The organism is Rubripirellula tenax (assembly GCF_007860125.1).
GTDB classification, from domain to species: Bacteria; Planctomycetota; Planctomycetia; order Pirellulales; family Pirellulaceae; genus Rubripirellula; species Rubripirellula tenax.
In genome coordinates this window covers 435,157-451,968 of sequence record NZ_SJPW01000003.1, presented here as the reverse complement: position 1 = coordinate 451,968, position 16,812 = coordinate 435,157, and the positions used below count along the sequence as shown (strand labels likewise).

At 56.7% G+C, this 16,812-nt stretch carries 11 protein-coding genes; 4 read left to right on the top strand and 7 right to left on the bottom strand.

The genetic code is table 11. From position 1 onward, the window contains the following. Positions 1–32: 32 nt before the first annotated feature. Positions 33–1,586 carry a vWA domain-containing protein gene (locus Poly51_RS12530; protein ID WP_146457946.1) on the top strand — a complete coding sequence of 518 codons (1,554 nt, stop codon included), beginning with the start codon at positions 33–35 and terminating at the stop codon, positions 1,584–1,586. Here Poly51_RS12530 and Poly51_RS12525 read toward each other — a convergent pair. Beyond that, a complete protein-coding gene (locus tag Poly51_RS12525; protein WP_246114455.1) occupies positions 1,583–2,911 on the bottom strand; it encodes a replication-associated recombination protein A in 1,329 nt (442 codons plus the stop codon). The genes Poly51_RS12530 and Poly51_RS12525 overlap by 4 nt on opposite strands. Positions 2,912–3,048: 137 nt before the next feature. Here Poly51_RS12525 and ygfZ point away from each other — a divergent pair, with 137 nt between their 5' ends. Genes ygfZ through Poly51_RS12510 form a run of 3 tightly spaced genes read left to right on the top strand, consistent with a single transcriptional unit; the run spans position 3,049 to position 7,385 of the window. Further along, positions 3,049–3,987: a CAF17-like 4Fe-4S cluster assembly/insertion protein YgfZ gene (gene ygfZ / locus Poly51_RS12520; RefSeq protein ID WP_246114454.1), complete on the top strand. Its 939-nt coding sequence runs from the start codon at positions 3,049–3,051 to the stop codon at positions 3,985–3,987. Positions 3,988–4,023: 36 nt separating this feature from the next. After that, positions 4,024–4,674: an ECF-type sigma factor gene (locus Poly51_RS12515; protein WP_146457942.1), complete on the top strand. Its 651-nt coding sequence runs from the start codon at positions 4,024–4,026 to the stop codon at positions 4,672–4,674. After that, entirely contained in the window at positions 4,671–7,385 is a 2,715-nt protein-coding gene (locus tag Poly51_RS12510) for a serine/threonine-protein kinase (protein ID WP_146457940.1), read from the top strand. Before Poly51_RS12515 ends, Poly51_RS12510 begins: the two co-directional genes overlap by 4 nt. 21 nt (positions 7,386–7,406) lie before the next feature. Here the strand turns inward: Poly51_RS12510 and Poly51_RS12505 are convergent, their stop codons facing one another. The 6 genes from Poly51_RS12505 to Poly51_RS12480 all read right to left on the bottom strand — a co-directional run bounded on the left by Poly51_RS12505 (position 7,407) and on the right by Poly51_RS12480 (position 16,782). Then, positions 7,407–8,897: a DUF1501 domain-containing protein gene (locus Poly51_RS12505; protein WP_186775509.1), complete on the bottom strand. Its 1,491-nt coding sequence runs from the start codon at positions 8,895–8,897 to the stop codon at positions 7,407–7,409. A gap of 52 nt (positions 8,898–8,949) precedes the next feature. Further along, positions 8,950–11,715: a PSD1 and planctomycete cytochrome C domain-containing protein gene (locus Poly51_RS12500; protein WP_246114453.1), complete on the bottom strand. Its 2,766-nt coding sequence runs from the start codon at positions 11,713–11,715 to the stop codon at positions 8,950–8,952. Then, positions 11,712–13,328, bottom strand: coding sequence for a sulfatase (locus Poly51_RS12495; protein WP_246114452.1), 1,617 nt, complete (start codon positions 13,326–13,328; stop codon positions 11,712–11,714). The genes Poly51_RS12500 and Poly51_RS12495 overlap by 4 nt, the downstream gene beginning before the upstream one ends. A 20-nt stretch (positions 13,329–13,348) precedes the next feature. Further along, positions 13,349–14,491: a kappa-carrageenase gene (locus Poly51_RS12490; protein ID WP_146457934.1), complete on the bottom strand. Its 1,143-nt coding sequence runs from the start codon at positions 14,489–14,491 to the stop codon at positions 13,349–13,351. Between the two features lie 79 nt (positions 14,492–14,570). Then, positions 14,571–16,244 (bottom strand): LamG-like jellyroll fold domain-containing protein, encoded by a 1,674-nt coding sequence (locus Poly51_RS12485; protein WP_146457932.1) that lies wholly within the window; start codon positions 16,242–16,244, stop codon positions 14,571–14,573. Next, on the bottom strand, positions 16,237–16,782 hold the full coding sequence (locus tag Poly51_RS12480) for a sigma-70 family RNA polymerase sigma factor (protein WP_186775508.1): 546 nt from the start codon (positions 16,780–16,782) through the stop codon (positions 16,237–16,239). Before Poly51_RS12480 ends, Poly51_RS12485 begins: the two co-directional genes overlap by 8 nt. Positions 16,783–16,812: the final 30 nt, after the last annotated feature.

Genomic DNA, 16,812 nt, shown 5'->3' with positions numbered 1-16,812 from the left:
CCTTCGTTTCCCATCAACCCGAAAACAATCGCATGTCGAAAGATTCTGATCATCCGACAGCAGGCCCGCCGGAGGATGCCGACGAGAATCTGCGCCGACTGTTGGAATTACAGTTGGTGAAGATTCGCTGCGAAGCGTCGGCAGCACGCCTGGACGCACAGGCGGCCGAAATCGAGCTGATGATGCGAAAGATGCGCGGCACGCAACCAACGAATAAGTCGACGGAACCGAGATTCGAGGGACCGAAGCACGTGATCCATCGCGTGGACACGGCCCAGTCGCAGCCGATGTCGGCGCCGAAGCGATTCAGCACTTGGGACGAAGTTCATGCTGCCCAACAGCGATTCAAGTCTGTCGCTTTTCGGTCGCCCTCCCCTGCCCCGATCTCACTTACACCGATCTCACCTACACCGATCTCACCTACACCGTTCACGCGATTCGATTCCGCCGGGCACGCAGTTCCCCGACCTCGCTTTCTGGATCTGGATTCGGGCGAGTCAACCGAAGCACCGTTGCCTGAAGTTGATGAAGATGTGTGCACCGAAAGGCCCGGCGTTGAGGCGGATCCAGAACCCAAGAAGCGGTTCATTGGCGAGGAGACTTCTGCGCCGCTGGCGTCGGTTGATCTAGAGGATGTCCAGATCGACGAGGATGATGACGAAGCCGAGCATGCATCCAAACGTCGTCGACCAAGTGCGATCGTCTTCAGCGCCGTGATGCACGTCGTCGCATTGTTGGTCTTAGCCGGTATCGGATTGAAAACGCATACGCCCAAAGATCAAGTCGCGTTGTCAGCTTCCGCGACATCGGCAAGCGAAACGGCGATCGAAAACTTCGAAATCGAAACCAGCGAAGCGGTGCCCGAGACGGAAGTCGCCGATCCGATGGCAAGCGATACGGAGTTCGAAATCAGTCCCATCGGCGAACTTGCCGTGACTCAGTTTTCGCCCGATGCCGCACCGACGGCGCCCACGTCCATGGCATCATTGTCGAGTTCGGCATCCAGCGCGGCGTCGGCGATGTCGATGAAGTCGGTGTCGAACAAGAAGATGGAATTTTGTGGCGTCGAAGGCGGCGGCAATCACTTTGTCTATCTGGTCGATAGTTCCGGCAGCATGCACGAAGCGTTCGATTCGGCGATCGAGGCACTTTTGGGTTCGATCGATTTGTTAACACCGGACCAGCGTTTCTATGTCATCGTCTACGACAAAAAGCCCGACTACATGCGGTTGAGTGACCCCAACGTCGACGAACCACGCAGTGTCTTTGCAACCGACGAAAACAAACAGGCGCTCAAGCGATGGGTCCGCCGCGTGACTCGCGACCTCGGTTGGGCGCCCTATGAACCGGTAAAGTTCGCGCTCGAAATGCGGCCCGATGTGATCTTTCTGCTTTCCGATGGCGAGTTCACCCAGAAATTCGAAGACATGTTGGCGGAAGAAAACGTCGTCACGAATCTGTTCGGCGACAGCAAGCCGATCAGCATCATTCACACGATTGCCTACCACAGCAAAGTCGGCGAGAGCGGCATGAAACGGATCGCCAAACAACATGGCGGCCAATTCCGTTACGTCCCCAAGCCTTAGGATAGATCTTGACCGCGTAGCACGGCGCGAATCGTTTCCATTCGAATCTTCAATTCGGCTTCGAAACCGCGATCGACCGGTTCATAGTAAGTTCGGTCGACGCCCAAGTAGTCCTGTGCCGCAACGCCGCCTTTGGCATCGTGCGAATACTGATAGCCTTCGCCGTGTCCCAGGTCCGCCGCGCCGCCGTAATGTGCATCGCGTAAATGTTTTGGCACCGGCACGATCTTGTTCTCTCGCACGTCGCGACGGGCATTCCCGATCGCCATCGTGGCGGCATTGCTTTTCGGCGCCAGCGCCAAGTAGGCGACTGTTTGGCTTAGCGTCAGTTGTGCTTCGGGCAATCCGATAAATTCGCACGCTTGCATCGCTGATACCGCGACCTGTAACGCTTGCGGATCCGCATTGCCGATGTCCTCGCTGGCCAGAATCACCAACCGTCGACACAAGAATCGAATGTCTTCGCCGCCTTCGAGCATCCGCGCCAACCAGTAGATGCCCGCGTCGGCGTCGCTGCCGCGAATGCTTTTGATCATCGCGCTGATCAAGTCGTAGTGATCGTCGCCGCCCGCATCGTAACCGCCCAATCGGCTGCCAAGCGACTCGGCCACCACATCGCGAGTCACCGTTTGATCCGCCGAACTTCGCACCGCGATCTCTAGCGCCGACAAAGCCCGCCGCGCATCGCCTTCGCACGCTTGGGCAAGGTAAACGATCGCGTCTTCGTCGACGTCGGTGTTGCAGTCGCCCAGTCCTCGATCGGGATCCGAAATCGCACGTCGAAGCAGTCCCTGGACATCCTCCGCCGATAGGGCTTCCAGTTGGAACAGTTGGCTACGGCTCAGCAGCGCGCCGTTGACGGCGAAATACGGGTTGCTGGTCGTCGCACCGATCAATGACACCACGCCCGCTTCGACATCGGGTAGCAATGCATCCTGTTGGCTCTTGCTGAAGCGATGGATCTCGTCAATGAACAGCAGCGGTCGCGGCCCGCCCGACGCGATCAAATCGCCGGCCCACGCAAGCACTTCGCGAACGTCCTTCACGCCGCTCGAAACGGCGCTCAATGTTCTCAAATGGCTTCCCGTTTCGATCGCCAACAAGTGAGCCAGCGTGGTTTTGCCAGTGCCCGGTGGCCCCGAAAAAATGACGCTGCCCAGACGGCCAGCATCGATCATCCGTCTTAGCAGTTTGCCTTCGCCCAAAATGTGTTGCTGTCCCACGTATTCGTCCAGCCGTTTCGGCCGCATCCGAGCCGCCAGTGGTTGAACGTTCTTCAAGTTGTCTTCTTCGGCGTCGGCAAACAACGATCGGTTCTGATTCACAGCAAAATTTCTCGGGTGGGTCGGACGATGGTTGCCGAATTATAGCGGACGAACGCGGGAACTCTGGTACGGCCAAGTCCAGGGTTGTCTTGCCGATGTCCTTTTCCAGCAGCACCCCAAGCTGCTATCCTTCGCCCATGAATGCACCGCAAATCTATCGTTTAAGTTCGCTGTCGATCATTGACGTCGGTGGCGCCGATGCCGCAGCGATCGTTCACAACGTGACGACCAATCAAGTTAAATCGCTCGAAGTTGGCGAAGGACGCGAGACATTCATCACGGATGTTCGCGGCAAGACACTTTGGCATGCGTTCCTGTATCGCCAATCCGATCGCTTTCGACTGATCGGTCCATCGGGCCAGTCGCAGCGTTTCGTCGAGCACCTGGATCGCTACACGATTCGTGAAGACGCAGTGCCGTTGATCCGCGACGAAGATCATTTTGTTTTTGTCGTTCCACCCGGCGGCAGTGATGCGTTGGGGATATCGTGGCCTGAATCGTCCGACAAGGGTTCCATTCATTCGTGGTCACTTTCGATGGGTGATGTCGCGGTGGAAGCGTTTGTCACCCGGTGGCTCGGTGAATCAACCGTCGTCGTGTTGGTACCGTCGGATCAAATCACACGATTCGACCAGTGGATGGTGGAACAGTCGTTGGCCGTCGGCGGCGACGATGGTTTTCATCGCATGCGAATCACCGTCGGCTTTCCGTGGTACGGCGCCGATATGACCGACGCAAACTTACCCCAAGAAGCCGATCGGGACGACCAAACGATCTCGTTCACCAAGGGGTGCTATTTGGGGCAGGAAACCGTCGCTCGATTGGATGCGCTCGGCCAAGTTCAAAAGAAATTGGTTCTTTGGACCATTCGCGGTGCGATACCCGAAGTCGATGCCAAGTTGGAATCCGACGGAAAAACGGTCGGACGTCTGACCAGCATCGCGAAGGTTGATTCACCAGAAGCGGACGCCGTGGCGATCGGATTTGCTCGGCGAAGCCATTTTGAGCCCGGCGCGACCGCCGCGGGAGTCACTTCGGCTGGCGACGCCTTCGAAGCCAGCGTTATCGCGACCTGACGACTGACCGGCAGCGGAACCACTATCATTGTGAGCATGGAAAAATCACCCGAAAGTATCGCCGAGCTTCTCGAACTTGTACGGCAAGGCGACGAAGATGCGACAACACGCTTGTGGGAAAGCTATTTTCAACAACTCGTCCGCGTCGCCGCCAAGCGATTGCCCGCCAATTTACGGCGTAGCGGTGACGAAGAGGATATCGCAATCTCCGCCTTTCACAGCTTTATCGCAGGCGTTCGCCGCGATCAGTTCCCGGATTTGAGCGGTCCCGAGAACTTGTGGGGATTGTTGATCACGTTGACAAGCCGAAAGTCGCAAGCGCATTTGCGAAAGCAAACGCGTCAGAAACGTGGCGGCGGACGTGTGCGTGGTGAATCCGTTTTCATGGATTCCAGCGGCGATCTAAAATCGGGCGGCATCGGCGGCGTTACCGGCGGATCCGAATCGGCTGATATCCACGCCGAACTGGCCGAGGCATGCGACGGATTGTTGGATCAACTACCCGACGAGCAACTTAAACAAATCGCCATCATGCGAATGGACGGTTACTTGGTCGACGAGATCGCGGTGAAACTGGATCTCAGCAAGCGAGCCGTTGAACGTCGTTTGCAATTGATTCGTCGGACGTGGTCCGAACAGGTTCAAGACGAAGATCAAGACCAGGGCCAGGACGGACAAGACGGATGAATTTGGATGATCTACCGGCCAACGAATTGGCACGCATCGACGCGGTTTGTTTGCAATATGAATCGGATCTGCGAAGCGGCGCGTCGCCGTCGATCGATTCGATCGTCGATCGGCACGGTGGATCCAGCGCAGCTATTTTGCGGCGCGAACTGGAAATCGTGCGAGATGAATTGACTTCACAGCGCCCTTCGAACGTTACGTCGCAGCCATTCTCGATCGCGTCCCCACCACCAATGACGTCATCGGAATCCGCATTGCCTGGTACTGGTACTGGTACTGTGATCGGACCATACATGATCGAAGGCATTCTCGGTCGTGGCGGAATGGGCGTGGTCTACAAGGCGACCGATCAACGTTTGGAAAGAACCGTTGCGATCAAGATGCTGGATGCTCGCATCGCCACACGCGACGACCTGAGCGAACGGTTCCAACGCGAGGCACGCGCCGTCGCGGGACTCAGTCATCCCAACATCGTCGAATTATTTGATGTCGGATCTTTTAACGGACTTCCCTACGCGGTGATGGAGCACCTGGATGGTGAGTCGTTGGATGCCAGATTCGAGCGATCGCCTCTTTCGATCGAAGAAGTCCGTCGACTCGGTTCACAGATTGCTGATGCGCTGGAAACGGCCCACGCCGCGGGAGTCGTTCACCGCGACCTGAAACCGGACAACGTGATGTTGGTCCGGCGACGTGTGTCATCGCCGTCGGATTCGGGAATCGGTACGACACCCGGCGGACTGCCTGATGGAAAAAACGATTCAAAATCGACAATCGTCAAGCTGTTTGACTTCGGCTTGTCACGCGTGCCGCCGTCAGCGGTGGCCAACGACGCTCACCAAACGCACGAGGGCACCGTCATGGGCACGCCCGGCTACATGGCGCCCGAACAGGCTCGTGGCGAAGGCGTGACGCCGGCGGCAGACATCTTTTCGCTCGGTTGTGTCCTGTACGAAGCGTTCTATCGTCGGCCTGCGTTCGATGGTGATACGAAAGCCGCCCGCATCACTGCTTCATTGAATGCGGCGGCTGATATCGATCCTATTCGTCGACGGGACGACCCCGATTTGGCCGACTTGATCGATGAGTGTTTGCAGAAGGCGATCGCCGACCGGCCCGCGTCGGCTGAATCGATTGCGCATCGTTTACGATCAGTGACCGATTCAGATGTTGCGCTCGCATCGCGTCGTGGTGTCCAACCAAGTCCACGCCGACCGCTTGGTTTCGGATCGATCGTCGCTGTGGCATTGGCGGGCGTTGTGATGACGCTTTTGGCGTTTGCAACGATGTCGGATTGGATGTCCAGCAAGAATGTCGTTCGTTTGGACCAAATCCGCTCGTTGGCCGTGCTGACGTTTATCGACAAGTCTCATCCGGAATGGATTGCCACGGACACGAAGTCGTCCGACCCACTCCAACCCATCGGGGACAAGCCGATGCACCAGGGCGAACAATTGTCGGCATTATTGGTTCACGAATTGTCGCGGATGGCCAAGGTCCGCGTCCCTCGGTTTCGACCGATGGACGCAGATACGCCCGACCAGTTGCGGCAATTGGGCAAGCAATGGGACGTCGACGCGTTGCTTAGCGGAACGATCGAGACCGTCACCATCGGCGAAGACCCGTTCGTCGAACTGGATTTGGCGTTGATCTCGTCGGCGACGGGGAACCAAATTTGGGGCCGGAAAATTCACTTGCAGGCCGGCGAGAACTTTTTGGAACAGAGTCGTTTGGCGACTGAGGTTGCCACCGTTGTCGGACAGACGTTGACGGCAACCGCGGCGGAAACCGCGCCACCAACGATCGAGTCGTTTCGATGTTTGATCGATGGTGAAACTCGGTCGGATCCCGATAGCGTTTCGGGACTGGCGATGGCGCTTAAGTGCTTTAAAAAGGCACACGAAGCGGATCCTCGTTTTGCCGATCCACTTGCCGGAATCGCATTGACGTCGATCACCTTGGCGGGCCAGTCGTCGATCGATGACACGGCGGGTCTTGTCATTGCGGCACGCACGGCTGCGGAAGACGCGATCCGTCGCGACCCCGGTTCGGTCGATGCCCGATTGGCGATGGCGATGCTTGATTGGCAAACGCTGACTCGATACGACCAAGCCGAACGAGTGCTGCATGAATTGACGATGGTGGATTCGAATCACTGGCAGGTTCAACATCAATATGGTTTGCTGTTGTTGACGATGGGGCGTTTCGATGCGGCGGCGGTAGCACTTCGCGAAGCATCGTTGTTGAACCCGATGTCATTGATTGTGAAGGTCGATCGGGCTCGCGCCGCTTGGTTTGCCGGCGACGCGTCGCGAGCGATCGCGGATGCCAAGACGCTGATCGATCGGTACGGCGACAATCCGATGGTGTCGGGATTGCTGGTTGATATTTACGAGACTCAATCGTTGTATGATGCTGCCGCCGCATTGCAACGAGACTTTCCGAAGCAAGCGTCGTGGACCCGCGAGGATTACTTTGCCGAACGAGAGAAACATTTAGCGTCGTCACCCTATGGACCGTTGGGCGAACAATGCAATCGAGCGATTTGGCAGTCACGTCGAGAGTCGATCATCGATGACATCACGCTGGCACGTTGGCTCGATCCGATGCCGCCCATGATGCCGATGATCTTGGCGAGGCATCCGGCCCTGTCGGAAGTTCGTAAGTTGGACCGCGCCGCCGAGGTGCTGCCGCAGGACGAGGACCTTTAGGCGAAACGCTCGCAGCCTAGATCAACTTAAGATGTCTTTGACAACGTGACCATGAACGTTGGTGAGTCTGCGTTCAAGGCCGTTGTGGTAATACGTCAGCCGTTCGTGATCGAGCCCCATTAAGTGCAGTAGCGTCGCGTTGAAATCGTAAACGCTGGTTTCGTTGACGGCGGCCTTGAAACCGAACTCGTCGCTTTCGCCGTAGCTGAATCCTTTCTTGACTCCCGCACCCGTCATAAAGCAAGTGAATGCATCGGGGTTGTGGTCGCGGCCGGTTCCGTTGGCTTGCAAGAATGGCATGCGACCAAACTCGGTGCACCACACCACCAGCGTGTGCTCCAGCATGCCGCGTTGTTTTAAGTCGGCGATCAGTGCAGCGGTCGGTTGATCCATGATCTCGGCCTGCATCGCGTGCGTCTTCTTGATGTCGCTATGCGAGTCCCAATTGGTAATGCCGTTTCCGCCGGCCGGGTCGCTGCCGTTGAACAACTGTACGACACGCACACCCTTTTCCAACAGTCGTCGGGCCAGGATGCAATTGTTTGCGTAGGCTTTCTTGAGTTCTGTTCCCGTACCGGTTCCATACGCTTCGTGAACGTGCGCCGGTTCGTTGGCGATGTCCATCACGTCGGGCACGGATACTTGCATCCGACCGGCAAGTTCGTAACTGGCAATTCTCGCGGCCAAGTCAGCGTCGCCGGGAAAGTGTTGCAGGTGTTTGGCGTTGAGTCGTTGCAGCAACGACACGCTTGCCCTGTCGGCGGCCGGGCCGTAGGCGTCGGGCCGTCCCAGGTTGGCGGGTGGATTGGCGGCGGTGAAGTCGGTGCCCTGGAAGGCCGCGGGAAGAAATCCGCTGCCGAAATTGTTCTTACCGCTACGTGCCAATCCACGAGGATCGTTGATGGCCACGAACGCCGGCAATTCTTCGGTCTCGCATCCCAACGCGTACGTCACCCACGCACCAAACGACGGGAACCCTTCCATCGTGAAGCCCGTGTTCATGAAGTTCTCGCCCTGGGGGTGAGCACTGGTTTGAGTCGACAGCGAATGGATAAACGAGAAGTCGTCGACGATTTCGGCCAAGTGCGGCAACAGGTCTGAAACCATCTTGCCCGTTTCGCCGCGCGGCTTGAAATCCCAAAACGGTTTCGCGATGTTGCCGGTGGGGCCTTCGAATGTAACTTCGGGCATGCCCGGTGGCTTTTGCCCGTCCAGCTTGTAGAGGTCCGGTTTGTAGTCGAACGTATCCACGTGGCTGACCGCACCTGGGCAATAGATCACCAAGACCTGCTTCGCCGGCATCTCGAAGTGCGGTTTACGCGGTGCGTAAGGTTTCTTGTCATCAATGTTGGGGCGAATCGGTCCACCAGCGCTGTCCGATCCCAACAAGTTGTCTTGGGCCAGCAACTGTGACAACCCGATCGCGCCCATTGCCATGCCGGACTGACCCAGGAAACCGCGACGATCTAAGAGTGATCGTCCGATGGTCGAAAGTCGTTCAGGGTTCATCATCGTGTTCCTGCTAAAGTGTGTCTACGTTTCGCGATTGGATAGTTAATGCCCGCTAAGGCAAAAACGCGAACTCATTGGTGTTGATCAAAGTTCGGCAAAGCAGTTCGAGACTCTGTGATTCGGAAAACTCAATCGCCGTTTCAATTTCATCGTCGCCGGGTTGGCGATCGAGTAGCAACTCGAAACATCTTGCAACCTGCTTAGGCAGCGAATCGCCCGCCTCGTTGCGAGCCCGCTTCGCCAGCAGCACGGACTGTTCAACGACAAAGTCACTGTTCATCAAATTGAGCGCCTGAAGCGGTGTCGTCGAAACCGGCCGCTTCGCGCGAACTTGACCACAATCCGGAAAGTCGAACGCTGTGAAGATGCGGTCATCCACGCGCCGCATCCGTTCCTGGTACAGCATCCGTCGCCACGTCTTGGGGCCGTGGTTGTCCAAAACTTCCCACTGGGCATACGTTTGTTTCTCGTTGTGAATGCGGTAACTACGCCCACCGATCGCCGGATCCAATGCACCCGTCGCCAACAGAACGCTGTCACGAATCACTTCCGCTTCCACGCGTCGCGGCGGGAATCTCCACAGCAACATTGAACTGGCGTCGATGCGAACCGCCTCGGTGTTGGGCGCACTCGATTGACGAAACGCGTCCGACATCACCATCAATCGGATCATCGACTTCATTGACCATGGATTCGCGTCCTTCGCGTCGACGAACTCCGAAGCCAACCAATCCAACAACTGTGGATGAGTCGGAGGGGCGCCGGCGAGACCAAAGTCACTGGTCGTGGGAACGATGCCCGTTCCGAAAATGTGATGCCAAATCCGGTTGACCATGACGCGAGACGTCAGCGGGTTGTCTGTGCTGGTTACCCACTTTGCAAACTCTGCGCGGCGCTGTGCACCCGAAGCCGACGAATCCAGACCGAGATCGCCGCTGAAGATCGCCGGACCGGCTGGTGGCACTTCGTCACGCGGTGTCTCCGGACTTCCTCGCAGCAACACGTGCGTCACATCCGGTTCGACGAATCGACCGACAAAGCTGGGCTGTGGACCGTCTTCGGCCAACGTGTTGATCCATTTTTGAACTTCGTCCAGGATCGCTTTTCGCTCGGGATGGTCTTTGGCAAGTTTTGTCGTGGTCACCCAGGTGCCCGTCCATGGTTTCCAATTGCCCGCTTCGTCCATGATGTCCATGTCATACTGATAGCGAGGCAAGTGCGGCTTCTTGTCCAAGTAATCTGTGTCATAGAAGTACTCGCGATTGCTGCTCAATCGCATGCGGGCGACTTCTTGGGGCGAATCAAATGCGATCTTGACCCACGGTAGTTCGTCCGTGTCCTTGGGCAGCTCAACCCGCCAGTTCATCGTGCCAAATTCGCGATCGTTCAACCGATCGATCGGATAGCGTCCTTCAAATCCATCTTCGGGGAACCCGGTCAGCGTGGCACCATTTTTTGGCAGGGCCAGGTTCTTACGCGAACTTTCCGAACCGAAGACTTCAAGTTCATCCAGGCCGACGTTGGGAGTCTTGAACCGCACGCGAATCGCGCGGGTGGTGATCGGCTTGAAGTGGATCTCGCGATAGGCGCCCCAATCCTCTTCCCAGCCACCGATCGCGCTGAGTTGTTTGCGGTACTTCGAAATTTCTTGTCGAACCTCTTTTCCGCGTTGGCGGCGCGGATGTTCGTCAGCAAACTCGGGAAACCGACTGCCGAATTCGATGTCTTGGAACACGGCCGTCAACGAGTAGTAATCTTTGATCGAGATCGGATCGAACTTGTGGTTGTGACAACGGGCGCATCCGACCGTCACGCCCATCACGGACGCGCCGACGGTTTGCATGACTTCGTCCAACCGATCCGCACGCGCCTGCCGAATGGCTGACGGTTCGCGACCAACCGTCGCGGCCGGGACGTGCGGACCAGCGACCAGGAAGCCGGTTGCCTCACCGACGCCCATCGAGTCACCCGCAATCTGCTCGCGGACGAATTGGTCATACGGTTTGTCTTCGTTGAATGCGCGAACGACATAGTCGCGATAGATCCAAGCGTTCTTGCGATACAAGTTGGCTTCCGAACCGTTCGTTTCGGCCCAACGGATCACGTCCAACCAGTGTTGGGCCCAGCGTTCGCCGAAGTGCTGTGAGGCAAGCAATTCGTCGACAAGCTGCTCGTAAGCAGCGTCTCCATCGGCTTGGCAGGCGGTTACAAACGCTTCGGTCCGTTCCGGAGTCGGCGCAAGTCCTGTCAAGATGATCGACGTGCGTCGAATCAATGATCTTGGATCGGCGGGAGCGGAAAAGTCGAGGCCTTCTTGCGCAAGTCGCTTGCGAAGGAACGCATCGATGGCATGATCTTCGTCACCGCCGACAACTTCAGGAACTTCCGGGCGGACCACCGGCAAGAAAGACCAGTGCTCGGTATCCTCGGTGACGACGTCGTCCATTTGTCCAGGCCACACGGCGCCTTCTTGGATCCATCGGGTCAGCAACTCGATCTCTTCGGCTGGCAGTTTGTCTTCGTCCGGCGGCATCGCGATGTCCGCTTCGGCGTGATTGACCGCTTCGATCAAGTAGCTGTTCTCGGGGTGGCCGGGAATGACCGATGCCAATCCGGAATCACCGCCGCGAAGCATGAACACGCGACGATCTAAACGTAGGCCCGATTCGGACTCGTCTTCGCCGTGACAATGAAGACAGTTGTTGTCGAGGATCGGAAAGATGTCGTTTTCGAAGTCGATGTCTTCTGCGCTGCCTGACGATACGATTCCGCACGCCATCGCGACAAGCAACAGTTTGAGCGAGAGTATTCGGTTCATAGTGAGGCCTCCCAACCGGCTTGCCATTGTTGTGTCAACGATTGTACGAGTTCTGGATTCGCGTCAGCGATGTTCTTCGTTTCATTCGGATCCGTTTGATGGTCGAACAGTTCGACAAAAACCGGCGCGATTGATAAGTCACGGTGATCCTTCCACAAGACCAGTCGATAGCGATCCGTTCGCATCGTGTAGCCCATCAGGTGCTGTTCAAACAGCTCGCGGTCCCATCGATTGCCCTGCTGTGTTTTGATACGGTCTTCCACTTCGGTGATCAAAGGGCCGAACCATGTTTCTCGCATCGCAGGTGAAAGCGGATTGGCCGCCCATTCGCGAAGCGCTGGGTTCGGATACTGGCTGAACGCGGCTTTCTTCCAGGGCTGGTTCGCGTCGTTCATCAGCGCAGCAAAGCTGTGCCCTTCCAAGTGGTCCGGTTTGGACACACCCGCCAAATCGCAAAGGGTCGGATAGATGTCCACCAATTCAACCAACGCATCGGTCTTTGCGCCACGCGACTTCATATCGGGAGCCCAAATCATCAGCGGCACACGCGTCGCAATCTCGTAGTTGGTTGCTTTCCCCCACACGCCCATGTCGCCGAGGTGCCAACCATGGTCGCCCCAGACGACGATGATCGTGTTGTCACGAACGCCAGCTTCTTCCAACGCCGCGATCATCATCCCGATCTGTGCATCGACATAGCTGACGCAAGCCAGGTAGGCATGCTTCAGCGTTCGCGACAGTTCGGGCCCCAGCGGTCCCGACTTTGGAATTCCTGCTCGCGTTCGCAGTTCAAAAGAAGCGTGTAGTCCCATCGCTGCGCCGCCGTCGGGCGGTTCGACTTCCGTTGCCATCGGAATCTTTGCAGGGTCGTAAAGGTCCCAGTATTTCTTCGGTGAAACCCAGTTGAGGTGAGGCTTCTTGAATCCAAGGGCAAGAAAGAACGGCTTGTCATCGCTGGCAACCATCTGCTTCATGGTTTCGATCGCCCGCAACGTGTTGTATCCGTCTTCGTAGCCATGGTCGGGAACGTCAGCGCCCTCGTACGCGGGGCCGCTTGCCAATCCGTACTTCGCCGCGTCGCCATACTTAGCGATCATCGCGGTACGGTCATCCGATTGAATTTTTTGATTTTCGGGTAACGCGAACGCTCCGGCGGATTTTTTGATCCCTTTGATCCACTTCACCGGATCGCGGTTCCACGAAACGCCCTCGTCCGTGTCACCTTGGTGAAAGATCTTGCCACAGTAGGTCGCTTCGTATCCGTTGGCGATCAAATGCTGTGGCAGCGTGACGATGTCGGGTTGCAGTTCCCGAAGCGAAACATAGTTGTGAAACAGTCCCGTCGTCTCAGGTCGCGCACCTGTCATTAGACTCGCGCGAGACGGCCTGCAAATGGCTTGTTGGCAATACGCCCGATTGAACAGCAGCCCGCCGCCGGCCAACGCATCAAGGTTGGGCGTGATCGCGATCGGCGATCCATAGCACCCCAGTTCTGGCCGCAAGTCGTCAACGGCAATGAACAGAATGTTGGGTCGATCGGCGGCTTGGGTACTGGTGGCCAACGCAAGGATCAAAAGCAGCGAAAGGCTCGGTTTCATAATGTTAACTTTCATGATTCGATTCGTCACAATTCTCACTTGGCCGCTTTTTCGGCGAACCAGTCCTGGCGTTCGGTACCTGACGCGATTTGGTCACCGTTGGTATCGATCTCGTCAAAGTTTGATTCGACCTTCGCTTGATCCCAGTTCCATCCGTTGGCCTTCCATTTCGCTTGTTCCTTTGCCACGTATGCTTCTTTCGTCCAATCCGTCGACGACTTCGAGGCAACCGCTTGGGCAGCAAAGTCTTCGGGACGTTGCCAGATGCGGACGTAGTCGACCGACATCACGGTCGGGAACCCATCGGTGGTCGTTTTTTCCGCGACGGTGCTTCGTTCTCCACCTTCGTACTTCACAAACGGGTAACGAAGTCCCAACGAAAGCGTCACGTGCATCGGCAAGTGCCAATACAAGTTTTTCTTGCGTCCGACTTCTTGGCCGTCGATGTACCAGACGATCCATTCCTTCGAGTTTTGGACACCATACACGTGGTAGTCCTCGCGAGGATCCCAGGGCGAATCGTAGTGGTTGCTGCAGATTTCGGGTCGGTTGTTGGGACGCGCCCACACCCGCTTGCCGTTCTGAATCAGCGTCGTGTGAAGGTTACAGTCGATACGGTTGACAAGAAAATGAGTTTTCGTCTCGAAGTCGAACTCGCTCTGTTGAAGCTCGACGACGTCGATTTCTGAATAGGCAACCGTTTCGCCGTCGCTGGCTTGATAACGGTTTTGTGGACCGATGCTGTAAAGCCAGAAAGATGGACATGCGCCTGGGTATCGCGAACAACCTTTGATGCGTGCCTCGAAATAGCCGTATGTGATTGTGCGTTCGTTGCGAGCCATGCCCGAAGTGTAGAACAGGGACTGATTGCCCCGTTTGTGATCTTCTTGCATCATTCGCAAATGCAACGACCCCGATTTTTGGATGACGTTTTCTGGTTTCCAACTCCAAGGTCCAAAGTCTTCCGTGTCGGTGTTCCAGCGTTTGGGATCCAGTTGAGCGTCGTCAAACTCGTCCGATTGATCGGCAACGATTTTCCATTGGCCCGCTTTTACCTCGGGGGCATCCGACAGCGGCAGAAGATCGGCGGCCGGCGCTTTGGGCGAAACCGACGTTAGCCCGCAAAGGACCACAGACCACAGGATGGGATGAAAGCTTGCCAGAGATATCTTGTTCATGCTTGCACAAATCCTGTTTCGTTTTTGAGAGTCAATGAGTCACGTCGTTTCATCATTCTGAATCGCCAGCGGAGTCCAATCAGTACCCGAGTGGCTTCCCTTGTTCAAATAGTTTGAGGACTTCGTTCGCATTCAGCGCGGCATCAAAGACCGCCAATTCATCAATGGTTCCGTTCAAATTGCGAACGGCAAACCACGGCGAATCGCGAAACGGTTGACCCCAGTTACCGATTTCCGCCGGACCGATTCGCAATCGATCCACGAAGAACTTGTCCGCGATTGCTTCGTCGCTGACTTGTTCTCCGTTGCAGTACTGTGTCACTCGGCGGTTCGCCGGATCGTAAACCGATGCCAAGTGAAACCAGCGTCCGCTTTTAGAAATATCCCAGACTGGATCGGTGATATAGATGCGGTGAAGCCCCCGATCTCGCACCGTTGCCTTATCAAACGCGTTCTTCACAAGGACTTCGGCCGAGTCATCGACCATCACCGAAAACATTAGCCGGCCGTCGTCGCGAATTTGCCAGTGGGGTTCGCCGTTTTCGTAACCGTCGCTCATGAACAGCGAATTGTATCGATGTTCCAAACTGTCGATCCGAACCCAAGTCGCGAACGTGAATGCAGCGAACTCGCCATCGATTCGAGTGCGGACACGAGCTCCGATTCGCTCGAAGTCCAAGCCTTCCGAATCGGTGCCAAAGCGGCCTTCTGTTGAAACGACCGGGCCGACAAGTGTTCCATCGCGAAAGTCCGCGGTGCCTGCCATGTTGGGAACGCTTCGGTCTTGAAGTGAATCCGCAATTGGAAAGTAGGCGATCAAGCGAGTGTCTTCTCGCAGTGCCCGCGAAGCGGTTTTCCACTGGTCGAAATGTTGCGATTCCGCGTCGGTTCTTCGTCGCTGAAGTTCGGCCGGGCCGCTGATGTTGGCGATCATGCTTTGCGAACTCGCAGAGCCAAGGGATTGTCGTTGGCCGGTGGTCAAATGGGTTCCGTCGTGTTGGCCGCCGCGCAGCGCCACTTCGCCATCAATGACTTCGACCTGGGCCGTTGCCGATTCGACTTCGACCGCGAATTCGGTACCCAGGTCCACGATCTCGCTGTCGGCTGCTTTGACAACGAATCCGCGAGCGGCCGGCGGCACGTTTGCTCGCAGACGCCCTTGGACGACCTTCACGGACCAATCGGATTCGATTTCAAGTGATGCCGGGCCTTCGACGGTGACGGTGGCCCCGCAAAAAAAATCTAGCTCGGCAACACCTTGATCGAACTTCAACGTTCCGCCGGGCAGCATGTCGCCGTCGCGATAAGCGACCGCGTCATCGGACCATCGAACGTCAACCGATCGACGAAGCATCGCATGTCCGGCAATGATCTGTTCTTCTTCACTCGATGGATCGGACTGAGCCTGCTGCGATGGCGACGCGTCGGATCCGAAAAAATAACCAGCGAATCCGACCGCAAGCAAAACGCTAGCCGCCAACCCGAGCAGTGGCAAACTGAGCAATCGACGAACGGTCGCCATGCTCGGCTCGGTCTGCATCGGCGCAATTTCGACCGGAATGTTGCTTGTGAAGACGTCGCCGGGATAGATCGCGCACAGAGCTTCGTGGTTGTCCAGCAATTCGATGTACCGGGTAACCGCCTGGGGCGATTGGGCCAACAACGATTCCAGTCGACCGGTTTGATCGCTGGACAGTCGGCCGTCAATCACGGCAGCGACCAGTTCGTCGATTTCCAATTTTGGATCAGACATCAACTTGCACGTCCTGTTGGAGTCCGTTTCGAACGCAATCGGCTAACTGTTTGCGAATTCGCGTCAACCGCATCGCGACCGCATCCGCCGTCGTCGATCGTGCGGCGGCGATCGGTCCGATCGGTTGGCCATCGCGATAGCGAAGCTGGATCAGTTCGCGGTCCTGGTCGCGTAGTCGTTCCAAACAACCCCTCAAAACCGGGACGCGGTCATCGACCGACGCTGATTCTTCGGCCGCGCTGCGATCGATCAACTGAGCCACGTCGTCAGAGAAAATTAGCTTGCCGGCGTGCGCGGATTTTCGCCATGCCATCACTTGGAATTTGGCGATCGTGAACGCCCAAGCGGTGAAGCTGGAACCCTGCTGGAATTGGTCCGCCTTACGGCAAAGGACCAAATTAGTTCTCTGCAGCACTTCCAGCGTTTGCTCGCGATCGGCCAGCCGTTTTAGGATGAATCCGTACAAACGCGGCTGAATCTCCGTGATTCGGACCGCGAGTTCTTCGGTGCTGGACGGTTCGTTGGCGGAATCATGCATCGGCATACTATCGTTGATAGCCGCTACACC

Coding starts and splice junctions, on each gene's coding strand:
- Poly51_RS12530 (WP_146457946.1), top strand. CDS start 33: ATGTCGAAAGATTCTGATCATCCGACAGCAGGCCCGCCGGAGGATGCC.
- ygfZ (WP_246114454.1), top strand. CDS start 3,049: ATGAATGCACCGCAAATCTATCGTTTAAGTTCGCTGTCGATCATTGAC.
- Poly51_RS12515 (WP_146457942.1), top strand. CDS start 4,024: ATGGAAAAATCACCCGAAAGTATCGCCGAGCTTCTCGAACTTGTACGG.
- Poly51_RS12510 (WP_146457940.1), top strand. CDS start 4,671: ATGAATTTGGATGATCTACCGGCCAACGAATTGGCACGCATCGACGCG.
- Poly51_RS12505 (WP_186775509.1), bottom strand. CDS start 8,897: ATGATGAACCCTGAACGACTTTCGACCATCGGACGATCACTCTTAGAT.
- Poly51_RS12500 (WP_246114453.1), bottom strand. CDS start 11,715: ATGAACCGAATACTCTCGCTCAAACTGTTGCTTGTCGCGATGGCGTGC.
- Poly51_RS12495 (WP_246114452.1), bottom strand. CDS start 13,328: ATGAAAGTTAACATTATGAAACCGAGCCTTTCGCTGCTTTTGATCCTT.
- Poly51_RS12490 (WP_146457934.1), bottom strand. CDS start 14,491: ATGAACAAGATATCTCTGGCAAGCTTTCATCCCATCCTGTGGTCTGTG.
- Poly51_RS12485 (WP_146457932.1), bottom strand. CDS start 16,244: ATGTCTGATCCAAAATTGGAAATCGACGAACTGGTCGCTGCCGTGATT.
- Poly51_RS12480 (WP_186775508.1), bottom strand. CDS start 16,782: ATGCATGATTCCGCCAACGAACCGTCCAGCACCGAAGAACTCGCGGTC.